This is a genomic window from Amycolatopsis sp. lyj-109 (genome assembly GCF_046548995.1).
Taxonomy (GTDB): Bacteria; Actinomycetota; Actinomycetes; order Mycobacteriales; family Pseudonocardiaceae; genus Amycolatopsis.
On record NZ_JAJPWR010000035.1, the window covers coordinates 53,538 to 67,679 of the forward strand.

Sequence of the window (14,142 nt, forward strand, 5' to 3'; positions counted from 1 at the left end):
CGGCGTCCCCGCCGCGCCGGGCCCGATCAAGCACGACTGGCCGCTGTACGAGGTGTTCGTCCGCGGCAAGCGCGGGCTGAACCACGTGCACGTCGGGTCGCTGCACGCGGCCGACGACCAGATGGCGCTCCACCACGCCCGCGACCTCTACACGCGCCGCAACGAAGGCGTGTCGATCTGGGTCGTGCGCGCGACGGACATCACGGCGTCGTCGCCGGACGAGAAGGACCCGTTCTTCGCGCCCAGCGGCGACAAGGTCTACCGGCACCCGACGTTCTACGACATTCCCGAGGAGGTGCCGCACATATGAGTTTCGACAACGTGTACGAGGCCATCACCGAGGAGAACGACGCCCGCTGGGCGTTCGGCACCGGCTTCGAAGACCCGCTGTCCGGAATGGACACGTCGGTGCCGTCCGGGGTGGACGCCGGGCAGCTGGCCGCGTACTGCCTGATGCTGGGCGACGACGCGCTGATCTTCTCCCACCGGCTCCAGGAGTGGTGCACCAACGCACCCGAGCTGGAGGACGAGGTCGCGATCGCCAACATCGCCCTCGACCTGCTGGGACAGGCGCGGCTGCTGCTCGCCCGCGCCGGCAAGGCCGACGGCTCGTCGCGCACGGAGGACTCGTTCGCGTTCCTGCGCCCGGAGAACGAGTTCCGCAACGTCCGGCTCGCGGAGCTCGGCGGCGGGCACTTCGGGCACCTGATCGCGCGCCTGTTCGTGTTCTCGACGTGGCGGCTGGCGCTGTTCCAGCGGCTGGGAACGTCGGTGGACCCGGTGCTGGCGGCGATCGCGGACAAGGGCGTCAAGGAGCTGACCTACCACCGCGACTACGCGGCGCAGTGGCTGGTCCGCCTCGGCGACGGGACTCCGCTGTCGCACTCGCGGATGCAGGAGGGCTTGGACGAGGTCTGGCCGTACGTGGGGGAGCTGTTCCGCACCCACCCCACGGAATTCGTGGACGCGGCTTCGCTGCGCCCCGAGTTCGATGCGGTGCTGGACCAGGCTCTTGCGGCGGCGACCCTGGCGCGACCGGCTTCGGGCGAGCGCGCCGGCGTGTCGGGCCGGACGGGCCGCGACGGCGTCCACACCGAGTCGTTCGGGTACCTGCTGGCGGAGCTGCAGAGCGTGGCCCGGGCGATGCCGGACGCTCGATGGTGACCGCCGCGGCAGTGGCCGCCACGGTCACCGACCCCGAGCTGCCGATGCTGACGCTGGCGGACCTCGGCGTGCTGCGTTCGGTGTCCGAGTCCGAGGGACGCGTGGTCGTCGCGATCACGCCGACGTACACGGGCTGCCCGGCGATGGACACCATGCGCGACGACCTGGAGCACGCCCTGGTGTCGGCGGGCTACCCGGATGTCGAGATCCGGACGCAGCTGTCGCCGGCCTGGACGTCGGACTGGATTTCCCCGTCGGGGCGCCAAAAACTGGCCGCGGCCGGGATCGCGCCCCCGGGCGCGGCACCGCGGCGATCGGGCCCGATCCCGCTGACGCTGTCGGCGCCGGCGTCGCGGGTCCTCTGCCCGCGCTGTGGCTCCGCGGACACCGAAGAGCAGTCCCGGTTCGGCGCGACGGCGTGCAAGGCGCTGCGGCGCTGCCGCGCGTGCCTGGAGCCGTTCGAGCACGTCAAGGAGATCTGAAGTGGCGCGGTTCCACGAGTTGACGGTCGCCGGAGTCGAGCGGCTCTGTGACGACGCGGTCGCGGTGACGTTCGACGTGCCCTCGTCGCTGGCGTCCGAGTACGCGTTCAAAGCGGGCCAGTCGCTGACGTTGCGGCGCGCGATCGACGGCCGCGACGAGCGCCGGTCGTACTCGATCTGCGCCCCGGCGGGAGCCCCGCCCCGGGTCGGCGTGCGGCTGGTGCCGGACGGGTTCTTCTCGTCGTGGCTGGTGAACGAAGTCCGCCCCGGCGACACCATCGAGGTGGCCCCGCCCACGGGTTCGTTCACCCCGGACCTCTCGGCGGGCGGCCACCACGTCCTGATCGCGGCGGGCTCGGGCATCACGCCGGTGCTGTCGATCGTGTCCTCACTGCTGCAGTCGTCGACGGCGACGGTGACAGTGCTGTACGGAAACCGCCGCACGGACACGGTGATGTTCGCGGACGAGCTGGCGGACCTCAAGGACAGCGCGCCGTCGCGGCTGGAGCTGATCCACGTGCTGTCGCGCGAGCCCCGCGAGGCGGAGCTGTTCACCGGCCGCCTGGACGTCCCGAAGCTGCGCACGCTGTTCTCGTCACTGGTGCCCGTGGATTCGGTGGACCACTGGTGGCTGTGCGGCCCGTTCGAGATGGTGTCAGGAGCGCAGGAACTGCTGGCGTCGCTGGCCGTGCCGCGGGAGCGGATCCACCAGGAGCTGTTCTACGTGGACACCCCGCCCGCACCGGTGGAGCACCTCGACCCGGCGGTGGCGGGGGAGTCCTCGGAAGTTTCGGTGGTTCTGGACGGCCGTTCGACGCCGATGACCCTGCCGCGTTCGTCGTCGGTGCTCGACGGCGCGCAGAAGTTCCGGCCGGACCTGCCGTTCGCCTGCAAGGGCGGGGTGTGCGGGACGTGCCGAGCCCGCGTGACGGAGGGGAAGGTGGACCTGCGGCGCAACTTCGCGCTGGAGGAGGCGGAGGTCGAGGCGGGCTTCGTGCTGACGTGCCAGTCGTACCCGGTCTCGGAGACGCTGACGGTCGACTTCGACGCCTGAGCTACCGGATCCCCTCGTCGGCGTCGCCCTCGCCGGCGTCCGCGAAACCCCATTCGCGGGCCAGGCGGGTCAACGCGCGGGCGGCCCAGTCGCGCCGTTCGGTGCGGCCGAGCCCGATCGGGGCCACCACGGTCACCGAACCCCGCGGACCCGGCTGCCCCGCCGGCGTCCCGAACGCCGAGAGGTCGGCCACGGCCGGCAGGTTGCCGTCCGTGCTGATCTGCAGTCCTACGGTCGGGGGCGCCAGCAGCGCGGCGCGCTCGGGATCGGGGACGAGCGCACCAGGCACCACGCCGGTCGCGGTGTGCCACGCCGCCGTCCACAGTTCGACGATCTCGTTCGCCGTGACCCGGAGCCCGGAGGTGCTCCGGTCCGGCCGCGCCGATGCCCACGCCGCGAAGTTCGCCTGGAACTCGACGGAAACCGTGACCGCCGATGTCCGGCTGCCGGGAAGCATGATGCGCACGACCGCGCGGACGGCCGTGCTCCCGTCGGCCGGGCTGCACATCGGGTAGAGGTACCGGGTGGCTCGTCCGGTCTGGGTCGCCCGCTCCCACCGGGCCGGCGCGGTCCGGGCCCGCCGCAGCAGGGACAAGGACGGGAGAAGCGTGCTGATCGGGGCCTCGGGGAGCGCCGCTTCGATGAGGTCGTGGGTCTGCCGGGTGAGCTCGAGGTCGTCGCCGAGCTGCCAGGGCAGGGTGGCGACGGCGCGCACGGTCAGATCCGCCGGCCCGGCCACCGGGAGCCGGACGGTTTCCTGGGTGTTCTTGCCCAGCCGGGGTTCGGGTTGCCACCACGCCGACCGCGTCGCGGGGTCGCGGTGCAGGACGCCCCCCTGCCAGGCACCACCGTCGAGGCCGACCACGCGGGCGGCGGCATCGGGCCGGCCCGAGGTGGGAAACCCGAGTCCGTCCGGGAAGCCCGGCAGGGCCGAAAGGTCGTCCCACACGGGCCCGGCGACCACCGACGCCGGCTTGCCGGCGACGGCGCAGATCACGGCGCCGTTGGCGAAGTGCTGGACGAAGCCGGGTCCCTCCCGGTAGGCCCGGCCGGCCGGCGCGCCGAGGCGGCCACCGGCTCGCCGGACGGCGTCCTCGAACGCCCGCTCGGTCCGTGGGTCGGCACCTTCGCCGGCCCGGACGGCGGGTGGTCCGGGAACCGTCACGGAGCCGGCGTTCCCCATTTGGATCACGACCCCGGTGACGTCCCCGGTGACCACGTTCCGGACGGCGGGGGCCGGCTGCGGTCGTGGCGGCACCGGTCCGGGCGGCGGCACCCGCCGCGGCCCCAGCACCGGAACCGCCCCCAGCGGCGGCCGGACGAACTCGGGCTGGTTCGTCAGCAATCGCAGGAGCCGTTCGGCGCCTTCGACGGTGAAGTCCGAGACCGGGTACACCGTCGAAGTGGCCGGGGCGAGGAAGTCCGGCACGTCGTCCGGGCTGCGGCCGGGCAAGACGACGGGAACGAACCGTTTCACCGCGTGCCGGTCGGCGTAGAAGGCGTCGCGGATCAGCCGGGCCTCCCATTGGACGCCGCGTTCCTCGTGCGCACCGCCGCGGCCCTCGGCACTGCGGCGATAGGCGGGCGAGGCGATCACCAGCACGTAGTCGGCTTCCCGGAGCTGCGCGCCCATCCACAACGGCCAGTCCCGGCGCTCGTGGGTCTCGCCCAGATCGAGGTCGGCGTCGACACCGCAGGCCCGCAGGAATTCCCAGAGCCGGAGCACGGACTCCTGGTGGGACGGATCGTCCGGCTCCTTGGCGTACGAGAGGAACACCTGGGCCACGCGCACCTCCCACCTCGTCCACGCGCGGGAGGGAGTCTACCGACTCCGGAACGTCGGTCAGAGCTTGCGGCGCCGACGGCGGCGGGACCGCGGCTCGGTCACCTGGTCCTCCGGCGGCTCCTCCCGGGGCGCCGGCTCGGCCAGACCCAGCATCTCCGCCGCCAGCTGCTGGGAACTCGCGAACATGCCCGTCGGGGCGTCGCTCGCCCGGCGCAGTGCCGCCGGGCGGAGCCGGTTGTAGCCCCGGACCGTCACCGGCCTGCGGGCGCGCAGCTCGTACGCCTTCTCGTCCGCCAGCTCCGCGGCCAGCTCGCGGTCGACCAGGATCGTGCCCGGGCGGGCCACCGAGGTCAGGCGGGCCGCCAGGTTGACCACCGAGCCGTAGACGTCGCCGTACCGCGACAGGATGCGGCCCGACGCCATGCCCGCGCGGACGGCCGGCAACGTCTCGTCCGCCGAGGTGCGCTCGGTCAGCGTCAGGGCGATCTCCGCCGCGTCGATCGGGGCGTCCGCCACGAACAGGACTTCGTCACCGATCATCTTCACCACGCGGCCGTGGTGCTCGGCGATCACCTCCGTGGCCAGGGTCTCGAACGCGTCGAGCACGCGGCTCAGCTCGTCCTCGCCGATCTGGCGCGTCAGGCGCGTGTAGCCGACCATGTCGACGAACCCGACCACCTCGGTGCGGGTTTCCAGCTGCTCGTCCGCGGCCGCGAACGCGCGCCCCGCGTAGGCCGCCAGGTGGCGGCGCCAGACGTAGTTCTGGACCTGCTCCAGCTCCGGCAGCAACCGGTCGACCAGGCGCGTCACCTGGCGCTCGCTGCGGCCGAGTTCCGGCTGCTCCCGGATCAGCTGCCACAGCATGTCGACCTGCCACTCGGCCAGCCGCGACAGGTGCTGGCCGAGCGCCCGCGTCACCGAGACCTCGATGCTCTGGTCGATCAGCCCGGACTGCACCAGCTGGTCCGCGGTCCGCATCGCCTCGACGTCGGCGTCGGTGAAGACGACCTCGTCGTCGCGCACGGTCGCGAACCCCAGCGCGCGCCAGAGCCGGCGTGACCGCTCGTCGGGCACGCCGGCTTTCTCCGCCACTTCGAGCCGGGTGTACTTCCGCCGGCCGCCGAGCAGGACGCGTTCGAGCCGCTGCTGAAGTTCCTCGCCCGGATCGGTCACGTCACGTCGTGTGGACGATCAGCACGTCCACACCGGACTTGCGGGCCACCTCGGACGGCACCGAGCCCAGGATGCGGCCGGCGATCGTGTTCAGCCCGCGGTTGCCGACGACCAGCAGGTCGGCCTCGCGCTCCTTGACCACCTTGCGCAGCGAGTCGACCGGGTCGCCCTTCACCGCGACCGTGTCGATCTTCTCCGCACCCGCGCGTGCCGCCCGGTCCCGCGCCGACTGCAGGGTGTCTTCGGCCGGGGCCGAGCCGACGACCTGGTACGCCTCTTCGCCGAGGGCGTCCTGGGCCTTGTCGACGTCGGACTGGCTCGCCGGGTAGAACGCACACGCGATGACGAGCGTGGCGCCCGCGTCGCCGGCCACCGCCGCCGCGCGGTCCACCGCCGCGAACGAGGACTCCGAGCCGTCCGTGCCCACCACCACGGTCCGATATGCCGCACCCATGCGCAAAACCTCCAGGTGATCCCGCGTGAGCAGGGACGATAGCCGGTCGGTACCGACCGCGCAGGCTCGTCCGCGCCCGTGTCGGGTGGAAGGTTACTCGCCAGTCGCTTTCTGCGCTCCGCTCGCCCGCGGAGCCGGCTTCGGCGCTGCTTTGGGAGTCACCGTGGGAGTCACCGTGGGAGTCGCTTTGGGAGTCGCCGTGGGGGCGGGCTTGGACGTCGCAGGCTTGGCCGCGGGCTTCGGCTTCGGCACGTCGGAGGCGCGGATCCGGATCGTCTCCTCGACGTCGGTGACCCGGACCGTCTGTTCCGTCTCGTCCACGGCGTCCGGCTTCCGGTCCGTGACCAGGTCGGCCTTGACGTCGGCGGGCACCTTGACGTCGTCGCCGAGGACGGTGTGCGCCTCGGCCAGCACCGCCCGCGCCGCGCGCACCTGCTCGGCCAGCCCGCCGCGCACCTTCCGCAGCGCGTCGACCCGCTCGTTCGCCTGGGCGATCCGCCGGTTGGATTCTTCGGTGGCGGACGTCACGCGGCGCCGCGCCTCGTCGGCGGCCTCCGCGAGCCGGGCGTTGGCCTCGGTGATCGAGTCCTGACGGCGCTTGTTCGCGTCCGCGACCGACTCCCGCTGACGGCGGTCGATGTCGGCCTTCGCGGCCTTCTCCTCTTCGAGGACCTTTGCGCGGATGTCGGCGGCGTCCTGCGTGGCTTCCTGGACGCGCCGCGCGGCTTCGGCCTTGCTCGCCGCCTCCTGCTCGGCCAGCACCCGCATCGCTTCGGTGCGGCGCGAGGCCATCGCGATCTCGAAGTCCTCTTCGACCTTGGTGCGACGGTCCTGCGACTCGGTGTCGAGCCGCTTGCGCTCCGCTTCGGCCTTGTCGGTGATCTCCTTGCCCTGCGCGCGGGCGTCTTCGAGGACCTTCCGGTGCTCCGCCTCCATCTCCTTGCGGCGGAGGTCGAGCTCGGTGAGCAGCTGCTCGTAGCGGGCCCGCATGGCGCTGGCGTCCGTCTCGGCCTTGGCCCGGATGTGCCCGGCCTCGGCTTCGGCGCGGGCGCGGGTGTCCGCGGACTCGTCCTGCGCCAGGCGCAACATGCGCTGCAGTCGTTCGGACAGGCCTTCGACGCTCGTCGGCGGCTGGGCGAGCCGGTCGACCTGCCCACGCAGGTCCGCAATCTCGCCGCGCGCGATCTCCAGCTGGCGGGCGAGGTCCCCCGCCTGCGCGATGGCGGCGTCCCGATCCGCGGTGAGCATCTTCAGATCGGCGTCCAGCCGTTCGAGGTGCTCGTCGACCTGTGCTCGGCTGTACCCGCGCTTCGCCACGTCGAAGCCGGCTCCCAGCGGCACAAGCTCCCGTTCATCGCCAAGGCTCATGGGGCCTACCGTAGCCGCAGCCGGGTCACGGAAGGGTGAGCACCCGGGCCGTGCGCCGAACGCGCCGTCTGCCGCGGCGAAAGGAATCAGCGGATTCCGGCTGCTCCTGGGCGCTTTCCGACGCCGGGAGCGCGGCGGCTCCCGGCGCCGGCACGGCTCACGCGTCGCGGAACGCGTTGATGCCCTCGATGTGCTTCGCCCGCTTCTCTTCGTCGCGGACGCCGAGGCCTTCCTGCGGAGCGAGCGCGAGCACGCCGACCTTGCCCTGGTGGGCGTTGCGGTGCACGTCCAGCGCGGCCTGCCCGGTCTCCTCGAGCGCGTAGGTCTTGGAGAGCGTCGGGTGGATCAGCCCCTTCGCGATCAGCCGGTTCGCCTCCCAGGACTCGCGGTAGTTCGCGAAGTGGGAGCCGATGATCCGCTTCAGGTTCATCCACAGGTAGCGGTTGTCGTACTGGTGCATGAAGCCCGACGTCGACGCGCACGTGACGATCGTGCCGCCCTTGCGCGCGGCGTAGACCGAGGCGCCGAAGGTCTCCCGGCCCGGGTGCTCGAACACGATGTCCGGGTCCTCACCGCCGGTCAGCTCGCGGATCTTCGCCCCGAAGCGCTGCCACTCCTTCGGGTCCTGTTCGGTCTCGGACTTCCAGAACTTGTAGTCCTCGGCGCTGCGGTCGATGATCAGCTCGGCGCCGAGCTTCCGGCAGATCGCCGCCTTTTCCGGGCTGGACACGACGCACACCGGGATGGCCCCGCCGTTCAGCGCGTACTGCGTCGCGTAGGAGCCGAGCCCGCCCGACGCGCCCCAGATCAGGACGACGTCGCCCTGCTTCATGTCCGCGCCGTTCCGCGAGACGAGCTGGCGGTAGGCGGTGGAGTTCACCAGGCCGGGGGAGGCGGCCTCTTCCCAGGTCAGGTGGTCCGGCTTCGGCATCAGCTGGTTGGCCTTGACCAGCGCGATCTCGGCGAGCCCGCCGAAGTTGGTCTCGAAGCCCCAGATCCGCTGCTCGGTGTCGAGCATGGTGTCGTTGTGCCCGTCCGGGCTCTCGAGCTCGACGTTCAGGCAGTGCGCGACCACCTCGTCGCCCGGCTTCCAGTTGTGCACGCCGACGCCGGTCCGCAGCACGACGCCGGACAGGTCCGAGCCGACGACGTGGTACGGCAGGTCGTGCCGCTTGGCCAGCGGCGAGAGCTTCCCGTACTTCTTCAGGAACTTGAACGTCGGGATCGGCTCGAAGATCGACGTCCACACGGTGTTGTAGTTGATGGCGCTCGCCATCACGGCGACCAGCGCCTCGCCCGGCCCCAGTTCGGGCACCGGGACGTCGTCGACGTGCAGCGACTTGCGGGGGTCCTTGTCCCGGCTCTCGAGGCCTTCGAACATGTCGACCTCGTCGGCGTGCACGGTCACCCCGCGATAGCTCTCGGGCACGGGCAACGACCCGACCGCGGCGGACTCGCCGGTCAGGATGGCCTGTTGGATCTCGCCGAGCTGCGTCATCGGTTCCTCCGCGGAGATGGGGGGCGTTGGCGGCAGAAATTACTCGCCGGTAACACGCGTCCACAACTGTACGAGACGGACAGCACGATTACACGCCGAACTGTGACGGCCGAGCCTTGACCGGCTGGCCAGTCAAGCGGATCATCGACGTCGGGTACACCCACCCGACCAGCAGTTTCACCGACGGAGGTGAGCACGAATGAGTGAAGTCTCTACGCGCGCGTGGTCCCGGCCCCACGACTGGGCCGAGGTCGTCATCGGGGTGGTCGCCGCTCTTTCACCCCTTTGGCTGAGCACGGACACGACCGCGATGTGGACGATGGTCGTCCTGGGCGCGCTGATCGCACTCGACGGCCTGGTTTCGCTGGCGATGCCGGGCATGGTCTACGGCGAAGGCATCCAGATCGCGCTCGGCGTGCTGCTCTTCATCGCGCCGTGGGTGATGGGGTACACCGAGTTCAACGGCGCGTCCTGGACGTCCTGGATCGCCGGGGTGCTGACGGTCATCGCCGGCGCGGCAGCGATGCCGGTCGCGACCGCCGCGCACCGCACGGCCGGGCAGCACTGACGACGCAGGAGGTACGGGAATGACCGAGGATTCGGCGAAGGAGCGCATCCTCCGCGCCGCCGAGGCGCTCTTCGCCGAGTCCGGCTTCGACGCCACCCCGACTTCGCGCATCGCGGAGCGAGCCGGGGTGCCGAAGGGGCTGGTGCACTACTACTTCCGCCACAAGCCGGACCTGCTCGCGGCCCTGGTCGAGCGCCTGCCGGACGAGCGCATCGAGCCGGCGGTGGTGGTGGTCCCGGGCGACCTCGCGGGCAGCCTTCGGCGGCTCGTCCGCGAACTCGACCACCGCTTCAGCAGGTCGTTGGGGCTCTCGCACCTGCTGTGGCGCGAGGCGGACACGCACCACGTGGTCCGCGACGCCCTCCACGATCGCTTCCAAGTCCTGGTCCGCCAGGTCCGTGCGGTGATCGTGGCAGCAACGGGCGGTGGCCTCCCGACGGCCGACGTCGATCGCGCCTCGGGCCTCCTGGCCCGCGCGGTCAGCCACCGGCATGCGACGGCCCGCCATTCGGAAGACGACCTCCCGGCAGAGTTCGACGGCGAGCTGACGTTCATCGCCGACGCCCTGGCGTCCAAGGCCGCGCCTGCGTAGCGCGGTCGCGCTTGCCCGGCCGGCCCTCACCGGCGTGCCGGCCGCGCGCCCGTTTCTCGGCACGGGCGTGCGGCTCCGCACCCGGCCGCCGCACCCCGACCCCCGCACCCGACCACCACCGCACCGGAACTCTTGCGCCGGAACGGGTCGGCCAGGCTCAGTGCGCCGTTGCGTCCTTGGCCGGCTCCACCAGCTCCACCAGGACGCCACCCGCGTCCTTCGGGTGGACGAAGTTCACCCGGCTGTTCGACGTCCCCTTCTTCGCCTCCTCGTACAGCATCCGCAGGCCTTTTTCGCGCAGGGCCGCCGCCGCGGCGTCCACATCGGACACGCGGTAGGCCAGCTGCTGCAGCCCGGGGCCGCTCTTGGTCAGGAACTTGCCGATCGCGGAGTCTTCGCGCAGCGGGGCCAGCAGCTGGATCTGCGTCTCCGTGCCCGCCGTGCCCGGAGCGCGGAGCATCGCCTCGCGTACCCCCTGCTCCTCGTTCACCTCCTCGTGCGCGACCTCGAGGCCGAAGTGCGCGCGGTGGAACTCGATGGCCGCGTCCAGGTCCGGAACCGCGATGCCGACGTGGTCGATGGCCGTCACGAACGGCCGCAGGGCGTCATTCATGGAGGCAGGATAGGGGGCCCGCGCGCCGCTTCGAGGCGGAATCGTCGCGTGCCCCGCCTCACACTGGCTCCATCAAGAAGGCCTGCTCCCGGGTATGGTCGGCGAAACTGCCCATGCGCCGATGCTTGGAGGACGCCGTGTCCGGTTCCGTGATCCTGGGTGCCGCCCGTACGCCGATCGGGCGCCTGCTGGGCTCCCTCAAGGACTTCACGGGCGCCCAGCTGGGCGGGGTCGCGATCAAGGCGGCCCTCGAACGCGCCGGGGTCTCCCCGGACGCGGTGCAGTACACGATCATGGGCCAGGTGCTGACCGCAGGCGCCGGCCAGATCCCGGCCCGCCAGGCCGCGGTCGCCGCGGGCATCCCGATGAGCGTGCCCGCGCTGACGATCAACAAGGTCTGCCTCTCCGGCCTCGACGCCATCGCGCTCGCCGACCAGCTCATCCGCGCCGGCGAGTTCGACCTCGTCGTCGCCGGTGGCCAGGAGTCGATGACCCAGGCGCCGCACCTGCTGCCCAAGTCCCGCTCCGGCTTCAAGTACGGCGACACCACCCTCGTCGACCACATGGCCTACGACGGGCTCTTCTGCGCCTTCGACCAGGTCGCCATGGGCTCCTCGACGGAGAAGTACAACTCCCGCTACGGCCTCACCCGCGAGCAGCAGGACGCGTTCTCCGCCCGCTCCCACCAGCGCGCCGCCGAGGCGATCAAGAACGGCTACTTCGCCGACGAGATCGCGCCGGTCTCCATCCCGCAGCGCAAGGGCGACCCGGTCGTCTTCGACACCGATGAGGGCGTCCGGGCCGACACCACCGCCGAGGGCCTCGCGAAGCTGCGCCCCGCCTTCGCCTCCGACGGCACCATCACGGCGGGCTCGGCCTCGCAGATCTCCGACGGCGCCGCCGCGGTCGTCGTGGCCAGCAAGGCGAAGGCCGAGGAGCTCGGCCTCACGCCGCTCGCCGAGATCGGCGCGCACGGTGTCGTCGCCGGGCCCGACGCGAGCCTGCACGAGCAGCCGTCGAACGCGATCCTCGCCGCGCTGGCGAAGGCGAACCTGACCGCCGACGCGCTCGACCTCGTCGAGATCAACGAAGCCTTCGCCGCGGTCGGGCTGGTCTCGACCGAGAAGCTCGGCCTCGACCCGGAGAAGGTCAACGTCAACGGTGGTGCCATCGCCCTCGGCCACCCGATCGGCGCCTCGGGTGCCCGGCTCGCGGTGCACCTGATCCACGAGCTGCGCCGCCGCGGTGGCGGGCTCGGTGCGGCCGCGCTGTGCGGTGGCGGCGGCCAGGGCGACGCCCTCCTGCTGCGGGTGCCGTCCGCGTAAGTGGCCGGACCACTCGACCTCGACGATCTCGTCGGCCGCGCGCGGGACGGACAACCCCGTGCCGTCGCGCGGCTGCTGTCGCTCGTCGAGGACGCCCACCCCCGCGTCGCGGAGATCGCGCGGGCGCTGACCCCGCACACCGGGCGGGCCCGGGTCGTCGGGCTCACCGGACCGCCCGGCGTCGGCAAGTCGACATCGACTTCGGCACTGCTCACCGCGCTGCGCGCGGAGGGCAAGCGGGTCGGGGTGCTCGCCATCGACCCGTCTTCGCCGTTTTCGGGTGGGGCGCTGCTCGGCGACCGGATCCGGATGACCGAGCACGCCACCGACCCCGGCGTGTTCATCCGCTCGATGGCCACCCGCGGGCACCTCGGCGGCCTCTCGTGGGCGACCCCGCAGGCGGTGCGCGTGCTGGACGCGGCCGGTTTCGACGTCGTGCTGATCGAGACCGTCGGCGTCGGGCAGTCCGAAGTGGACGTCGTGAAGCTGGCCGACACCACGGTGGTGCTGCTCGCGCCGGGCATGGGCGACGGCATCCAGGCCGCGAAGGCCGGCGTGCTGGAGATCGCCGACGTCTTCGTCGTGAACAAGGCGGACCGCGAGGGCGCGGATGCCACGGCGCACGACCTCAAGCAGATGATCTCCCTGGCGCGCCGGGAGATCCGGGGCGCGAGCTGGCGCCAGCCGATCGTGCGGACGGTCGCGGCGAAAGGCGAGGGAGTGGACGAAGTGGTGCAGGCGCTGGCCGCGCACCACGACTGGCTGGTCGAGCACGACGAGCTGGCCCGGCGCCGGGTGGCCCGGGCACGGGACGAGGTCGAGGCCATCGCGCTCCGGCGGCTGCGGGCCGAGCTCGTGGACCTGCGTGGCGGAGGACGGCTCGCCGGGGTCGCCGAGCGGGTCGTGGCGCGGGAACTCGATCCGTTCGCCGCCGCCGAGGAACTGATCGCGGACCTGCGGGGGTAGCGCGCTCCGGACCGCCGACGCGAGCCGCGCCAGCAGAAACCGTGCCGCCGCAACGGGTCTTCGCCGAAATTCCATGCTGCCCTCCCTGCGTGTGCGGCGGGTTTGCCGCGTGCTGATCATCTTGCGCCGGGGGTCCGACAATTTCCGGGGTGTGGGCGCCGAGGTTCACCCGACCGGCTGACGGGGGACGACTTTCGCCGGTTCTGGCCGTCGGTGCCGGGCCCTAGACTGCGGGGCGCTCCGGAACCGGGCGATCACTGGGAGGGCGTGCAGCATGAAGAGGACACTTCTCACCGCGCTGGCGGTGGGCGCGTTGTTCGTGGCCGGGAACGGCGTCGCCACGGCGGCCGACGCCCCGCCGCCGAAGACGACGCACGGGCCGTGCCAGTACACCGAAACCCCGGACGAACCGCCCGCGCGGCCGGTGCCGCTGCCGCCCGACCCGCGGCACACGCCGAGCCACGGCAAGGTCGACGTCGCCGTCCCGACCAGCCAGGGCGCGCTGCCGCTGCGGCTGGACCGCGCGAAGGCGCCGTGCACCGTGCAGAGCTTCCTGCACCTGGCACGGCACCGGTTCTACGACCACACGGTGTGCCACCGGCTGACCGCGTACCCGACGTTGAAGGTGCTGCAGTGCGGCGACCCGATGGCGACCGGCGAAGGCGGGCCGGGCTACAAGTACAAGGACGAACTGCCGGTCGACCTGCCGCCGGCGCCGACCGACCCGACCGGCGCCCGGCGCGTCTACGCGCGCGGCCTGCTCGCGATGGCCAACGCGGGGCCCGCCACGAACGGTTCGCAGTTCTTCGTCGTGTACGGCGATTCCGCGCTGCGGCCGAACTACACGGTGTTCGGCACGGTCGGCGCGGAAGGGCTGAAGACGCTGGACAAGGTTGCGGCCGGCGGGATCCAGCCGACCGCCGAGGACCCGGCGCCGGTCGACGGCACGCCGGCGCTGCGGACGGAACTGCTTCGCGTCCGGCCGGACTGCTGGTTCTGACGGTGGTCGTGGGCCGCTCCGGTGGGGCGGCCCGCGGGCATCCCGTGTGCTTGGAGGGTATCGCGCGTGATCGGGCGGGCTTCATGCGTGACTGAGGGG

At 72.1% G+C, this 14,142-nt stretch carries 15 protein-coding genes; 9 read left to right on the forward strand and 6 right to left on the reverse strand.

The window, feature by feature from the left end; all coding sequences use genetic code 11:
• Positions 1 to 25: 25 nt before the first annotated feature.
• From paaB to paaE, 4 genes are read left to right on the forward strand one after another with little or no spacing between them, the layout of a single operon-like run.
• Positions 26 to 310 (forward strand): 1,2-phenylacetyl-CoA epoxidase subunit PaaB, encoded by a 285-nt coding sequence (gene paaB, locus ACLJQF_RS44195; protein ID WP_410616336.1) that lies wholly within the window; start codon positions 26 to 28, stop codon positions 308 to 310.
• Positions 307 to 1,164 (forward strand): 1,2-phenylacetyl-CoA epoxidase subunit PaaC, encoded by an 858-nt coding sequence (gene paaC / locus ACLJQF_RS44200; RefSeq protein ID WP_410616307.1) that lies wholly within the window; start codon positions 307 to 309, stop codon positions 1,162 to 1,164. The genes paaB and paaC overlap by 4 nt, the downstream gene beginning before the upstream one ends.
• On the forward strand, positions 1,158 to 1,646 hold the full coding sequence (gene paaD, locus ACLJQF_RS44205) for a 1,2-phenylacetyl-CoA epoxidase subunit PaaD (protein WP_410616308.1): 489 nt from the start codon (positions 1,158 to 1,160) through the stop codon (positions 1,644 to 1,646). The genes paaC and paaD overlap by 7 nt, the downstream gene beginning before the upstream one ends.
• Position 1,647: 1 nt before the next feature.
• Positions 1,648 to 2,700, forward strand: coding sequence for a 1,2-phenylacetyl-CoA epoxidase subunit PaaE (gene paaE / locus ACLJQF_RS44210; protein ID WP_410616309.1), 1,053 nt, complete (start codon positions 1,648 to 1,650; stop codon positions 2,698 to 2,700).
• A gap of 1 nt (position 2,701) precedes the next feature.
• Here the strand turns inward: paaE and ACLJQF_RS44215 are convergent, their stop codons facing one another.
• The 5 genes from ACLJQF_RS44215 to ccrA form a co-directional block, all read right to left on the reverse strand.
• The gene (locus tag ACLJQF_RS44215; protein ID WP_410616310.1) at positions 2,702 to 4,486 is read right to left on the reverse strand and encodes an SEFIR domain-containing protein; all 1,785 of its coding nucleotides are present in this window, start codon (positions 4,484 to 4,486) and stop codon (positions 2,702 to 2,704) included.
• A 57-nt stretch (positions 4,487 to 4,543) separates the two neighbouring features.
• Complete coding sequence (locus ACLJQF_RS44220; RefSeq protein ID WP_410616311.1) at positions 4,544 to 5,659, reverse strand: adenylate/guanylate cyclase domain-containing protein; 1,116 nt, start codon at positions 5,657 to 5,659, stop codon at positions 4,544 to 4,546.
• A gap of 1 nt (position 5,660) precedes the next feature.
• The gene (locus ACLJQF_RS44225; RefSeq protein ID WP_103351320.1) at positions 5,661 to 6,113 is read right to left on the reverse strand and encodes a universal stress protein; all 453 of its coding nucleotides are present in this window, start codon (positions 6,111 to 6,113) and stop codon (positions 5,661 to 5,663) included.
• A gap of 93 nt (positions 6,114 to 6,206) precedes the next feature.
• Complete coding sequence (locus ACLJQF_RS44230; RefSeq protein WP_410616337.1) at positions 6,207 to 7,454, reverse strand: chromosome segregation protein; 1,248 nt, start codon at positions 7,452 to 7,454, stop codon at positions 6,207 to 6,209.
• Between the two features lie 184 nt (positions 7,455 to 7,638).
• Positions 7,639 to 8,979, reverse strand: coding sequence for a crotonyl-CoA carboxylase/reductase (gene ccrA / locus ACLJQF_RS44235; RefSeq protein WP_410616312.1), 1,341 nt, complete (start codon positions 8,977 to 8,979; stop codon positions 7,639 to 7,641).
• 199 nt (positions 8,980 to 9,178) lie between these two features.
• On the opposite strand from ccrA, the gene ACLJQF_RS44240 reads away from it, so the two are divergent.
• Together ACLJQF_RS44240 and ACLJQF_RS44245 are read left to right on the forward strand one after the other, a co-directional pair.
• Positions 9,179 to 9,547: an SPW repeat protein gene (locus ACLJQF_RS44240; RefSeq protein WP_364571264.1), complete on the forward strand. Its 369-nt coding sequence runs from the start codon at positions 9,179 to 9,181 to the stop codon at positions 9,545 to 9,547.
• A gap of 19 nt (positions 9,548 to 9,566) precedes the next feature.
• Positions 9,567 to 10,139, forward strand: coding sequence for a TetR/AcrR family transcriptional regulator (locus tag ACLJQF_RS44245; protein ID WP_410616313.1), 573 nt, complete (start codon positions 9,567 to 9,569; stop codon positions 10,137 to 10,139).
• A 157-nt stretch (positions 10,140 to 10,296) separates the two neighbouring features.
• On the opposite strand, the gene mce is transcribed toward ACLJQF_RS44245, so the two are convergent.
• Entirely contained in the window at positions 10,297 to 10,752 is a 456-nt protein-coding gene (gene mce, locus ACLJQF_RS44250; protein ID WP_410616314.1) for a methylmalonyl-CoA epimerase, read from the reverse strand.
• A 137-nt stretch (positions 10,753 to 10,889) separates the two neighbouring features.
• Between mce and ACLJQF_RS44255 the strand changes: the two genes are divergently transcribed.
• The 3 genes from ACLJQF_RS44255 (at position 10,890) to ACLJQF_RS44265 (ending at position 14,043) form a co-directional block, all read left to right on the forward strand.
• Positions 10,890 to 12,077: an acetyl-CoA C-acetyltransferase gene (locus ACLJQF_RS44255; RefSeq protein ID WP_410616315.1), complete on the forward strand. Its 1,188-nt coding sequence runs from the start codon at positions 10,890 to 10,892 to the stop codon at positions 12,075 to 12,077.
• Positions 12,078 to 13,043: a methylmalonyl Co-A mutase-associated GTPase MeaB gene (meaB, locus tag ACLJQF_RS44260; RefSeq protein ID WP_410616316.1), complete on the forward strand. Its 966-nt coding sequence runs from the start codon at positions 12,078 to 12,080 to the stop codon at positions 13,041 to 13,043.
• 274 nt (positions 13,044 to 13,317) lie between these two features.
• Positions 13,318 to 14,043, forward strand: a complete 726-nt coding sequence (locus ACLJQF_RS44265) for a peptidylprolyl isomerase (protein ID WP_410616317.1) — start codon at positions 13,318 to 13,320, stop codon at positions 14,041 to 14,043.
• The last annotated feature ends 99 nt before the right edge of the window (positions 14,044 to 14,142 follow it).

What these genes read in the sequence shown, in the direction of transcription:
- ACLJQF_RS44240 (WP_364571264.1), top strand. Translation starts at nt 9,179, where the DNA reads ATGAGTGAAGTCTCTACGCGCGCGTGGTCCCGGCCCCACGACTGGGCC.
- ACLJQF_RS44245 (WP_410616313.1), top strand. Translation starts at nt 9,567, where the DNA reads ATGACCGAGGATTCGGCGAAGGAGCGCATCCTCCGCGCCGCCGAGGCG.
- paaC (WP_410616307.1), top strand. Translation starts at nt 307, where the DNA reads ATGAGTTTCGACAACGTGTACGAGGCCATCACCGAGGAGAACGACGCC.
- ccrA (WP_410616312.1), bottom strand. Translation starts at nt 8,979, where the DNA reads ATGACGCAGCTCGGCGAGATCCAACAGGCCATCCTGACCGGCGAGTCC.
- ACLJQF_RS44225 (WP_103351320.1), bottom strand. Translation starts at nt 6,113, where the DNA reads ATGGGTGCGGCATATCGGACCGTGGTGGTGGGCACGGACGGCTCGGAG.
- mce (WP_410616314.1), bottom strand. Translation starts at nt 10,752, where the DNA reads ATGAATGACGCCCTGCGGCCGTTCGTGACGGCCATCGACCACGTCGGC.
- paaD (WP_410616308.1), top strand. Translation starts at nt 1,158, where the DNA reads ATGGTGACCGCCGCGGCAGTGGCCGCCACGGTCACCGACCCCGAGCTG.
- ACLJQF_RS44265 (WP_410616317.1), top strand. Translation starts at nt 13,318, where the DNA reads ATGAAGAGGACACTTCTCACCGCGCTGGCGGTGGGCGCGTTGTTCGTG.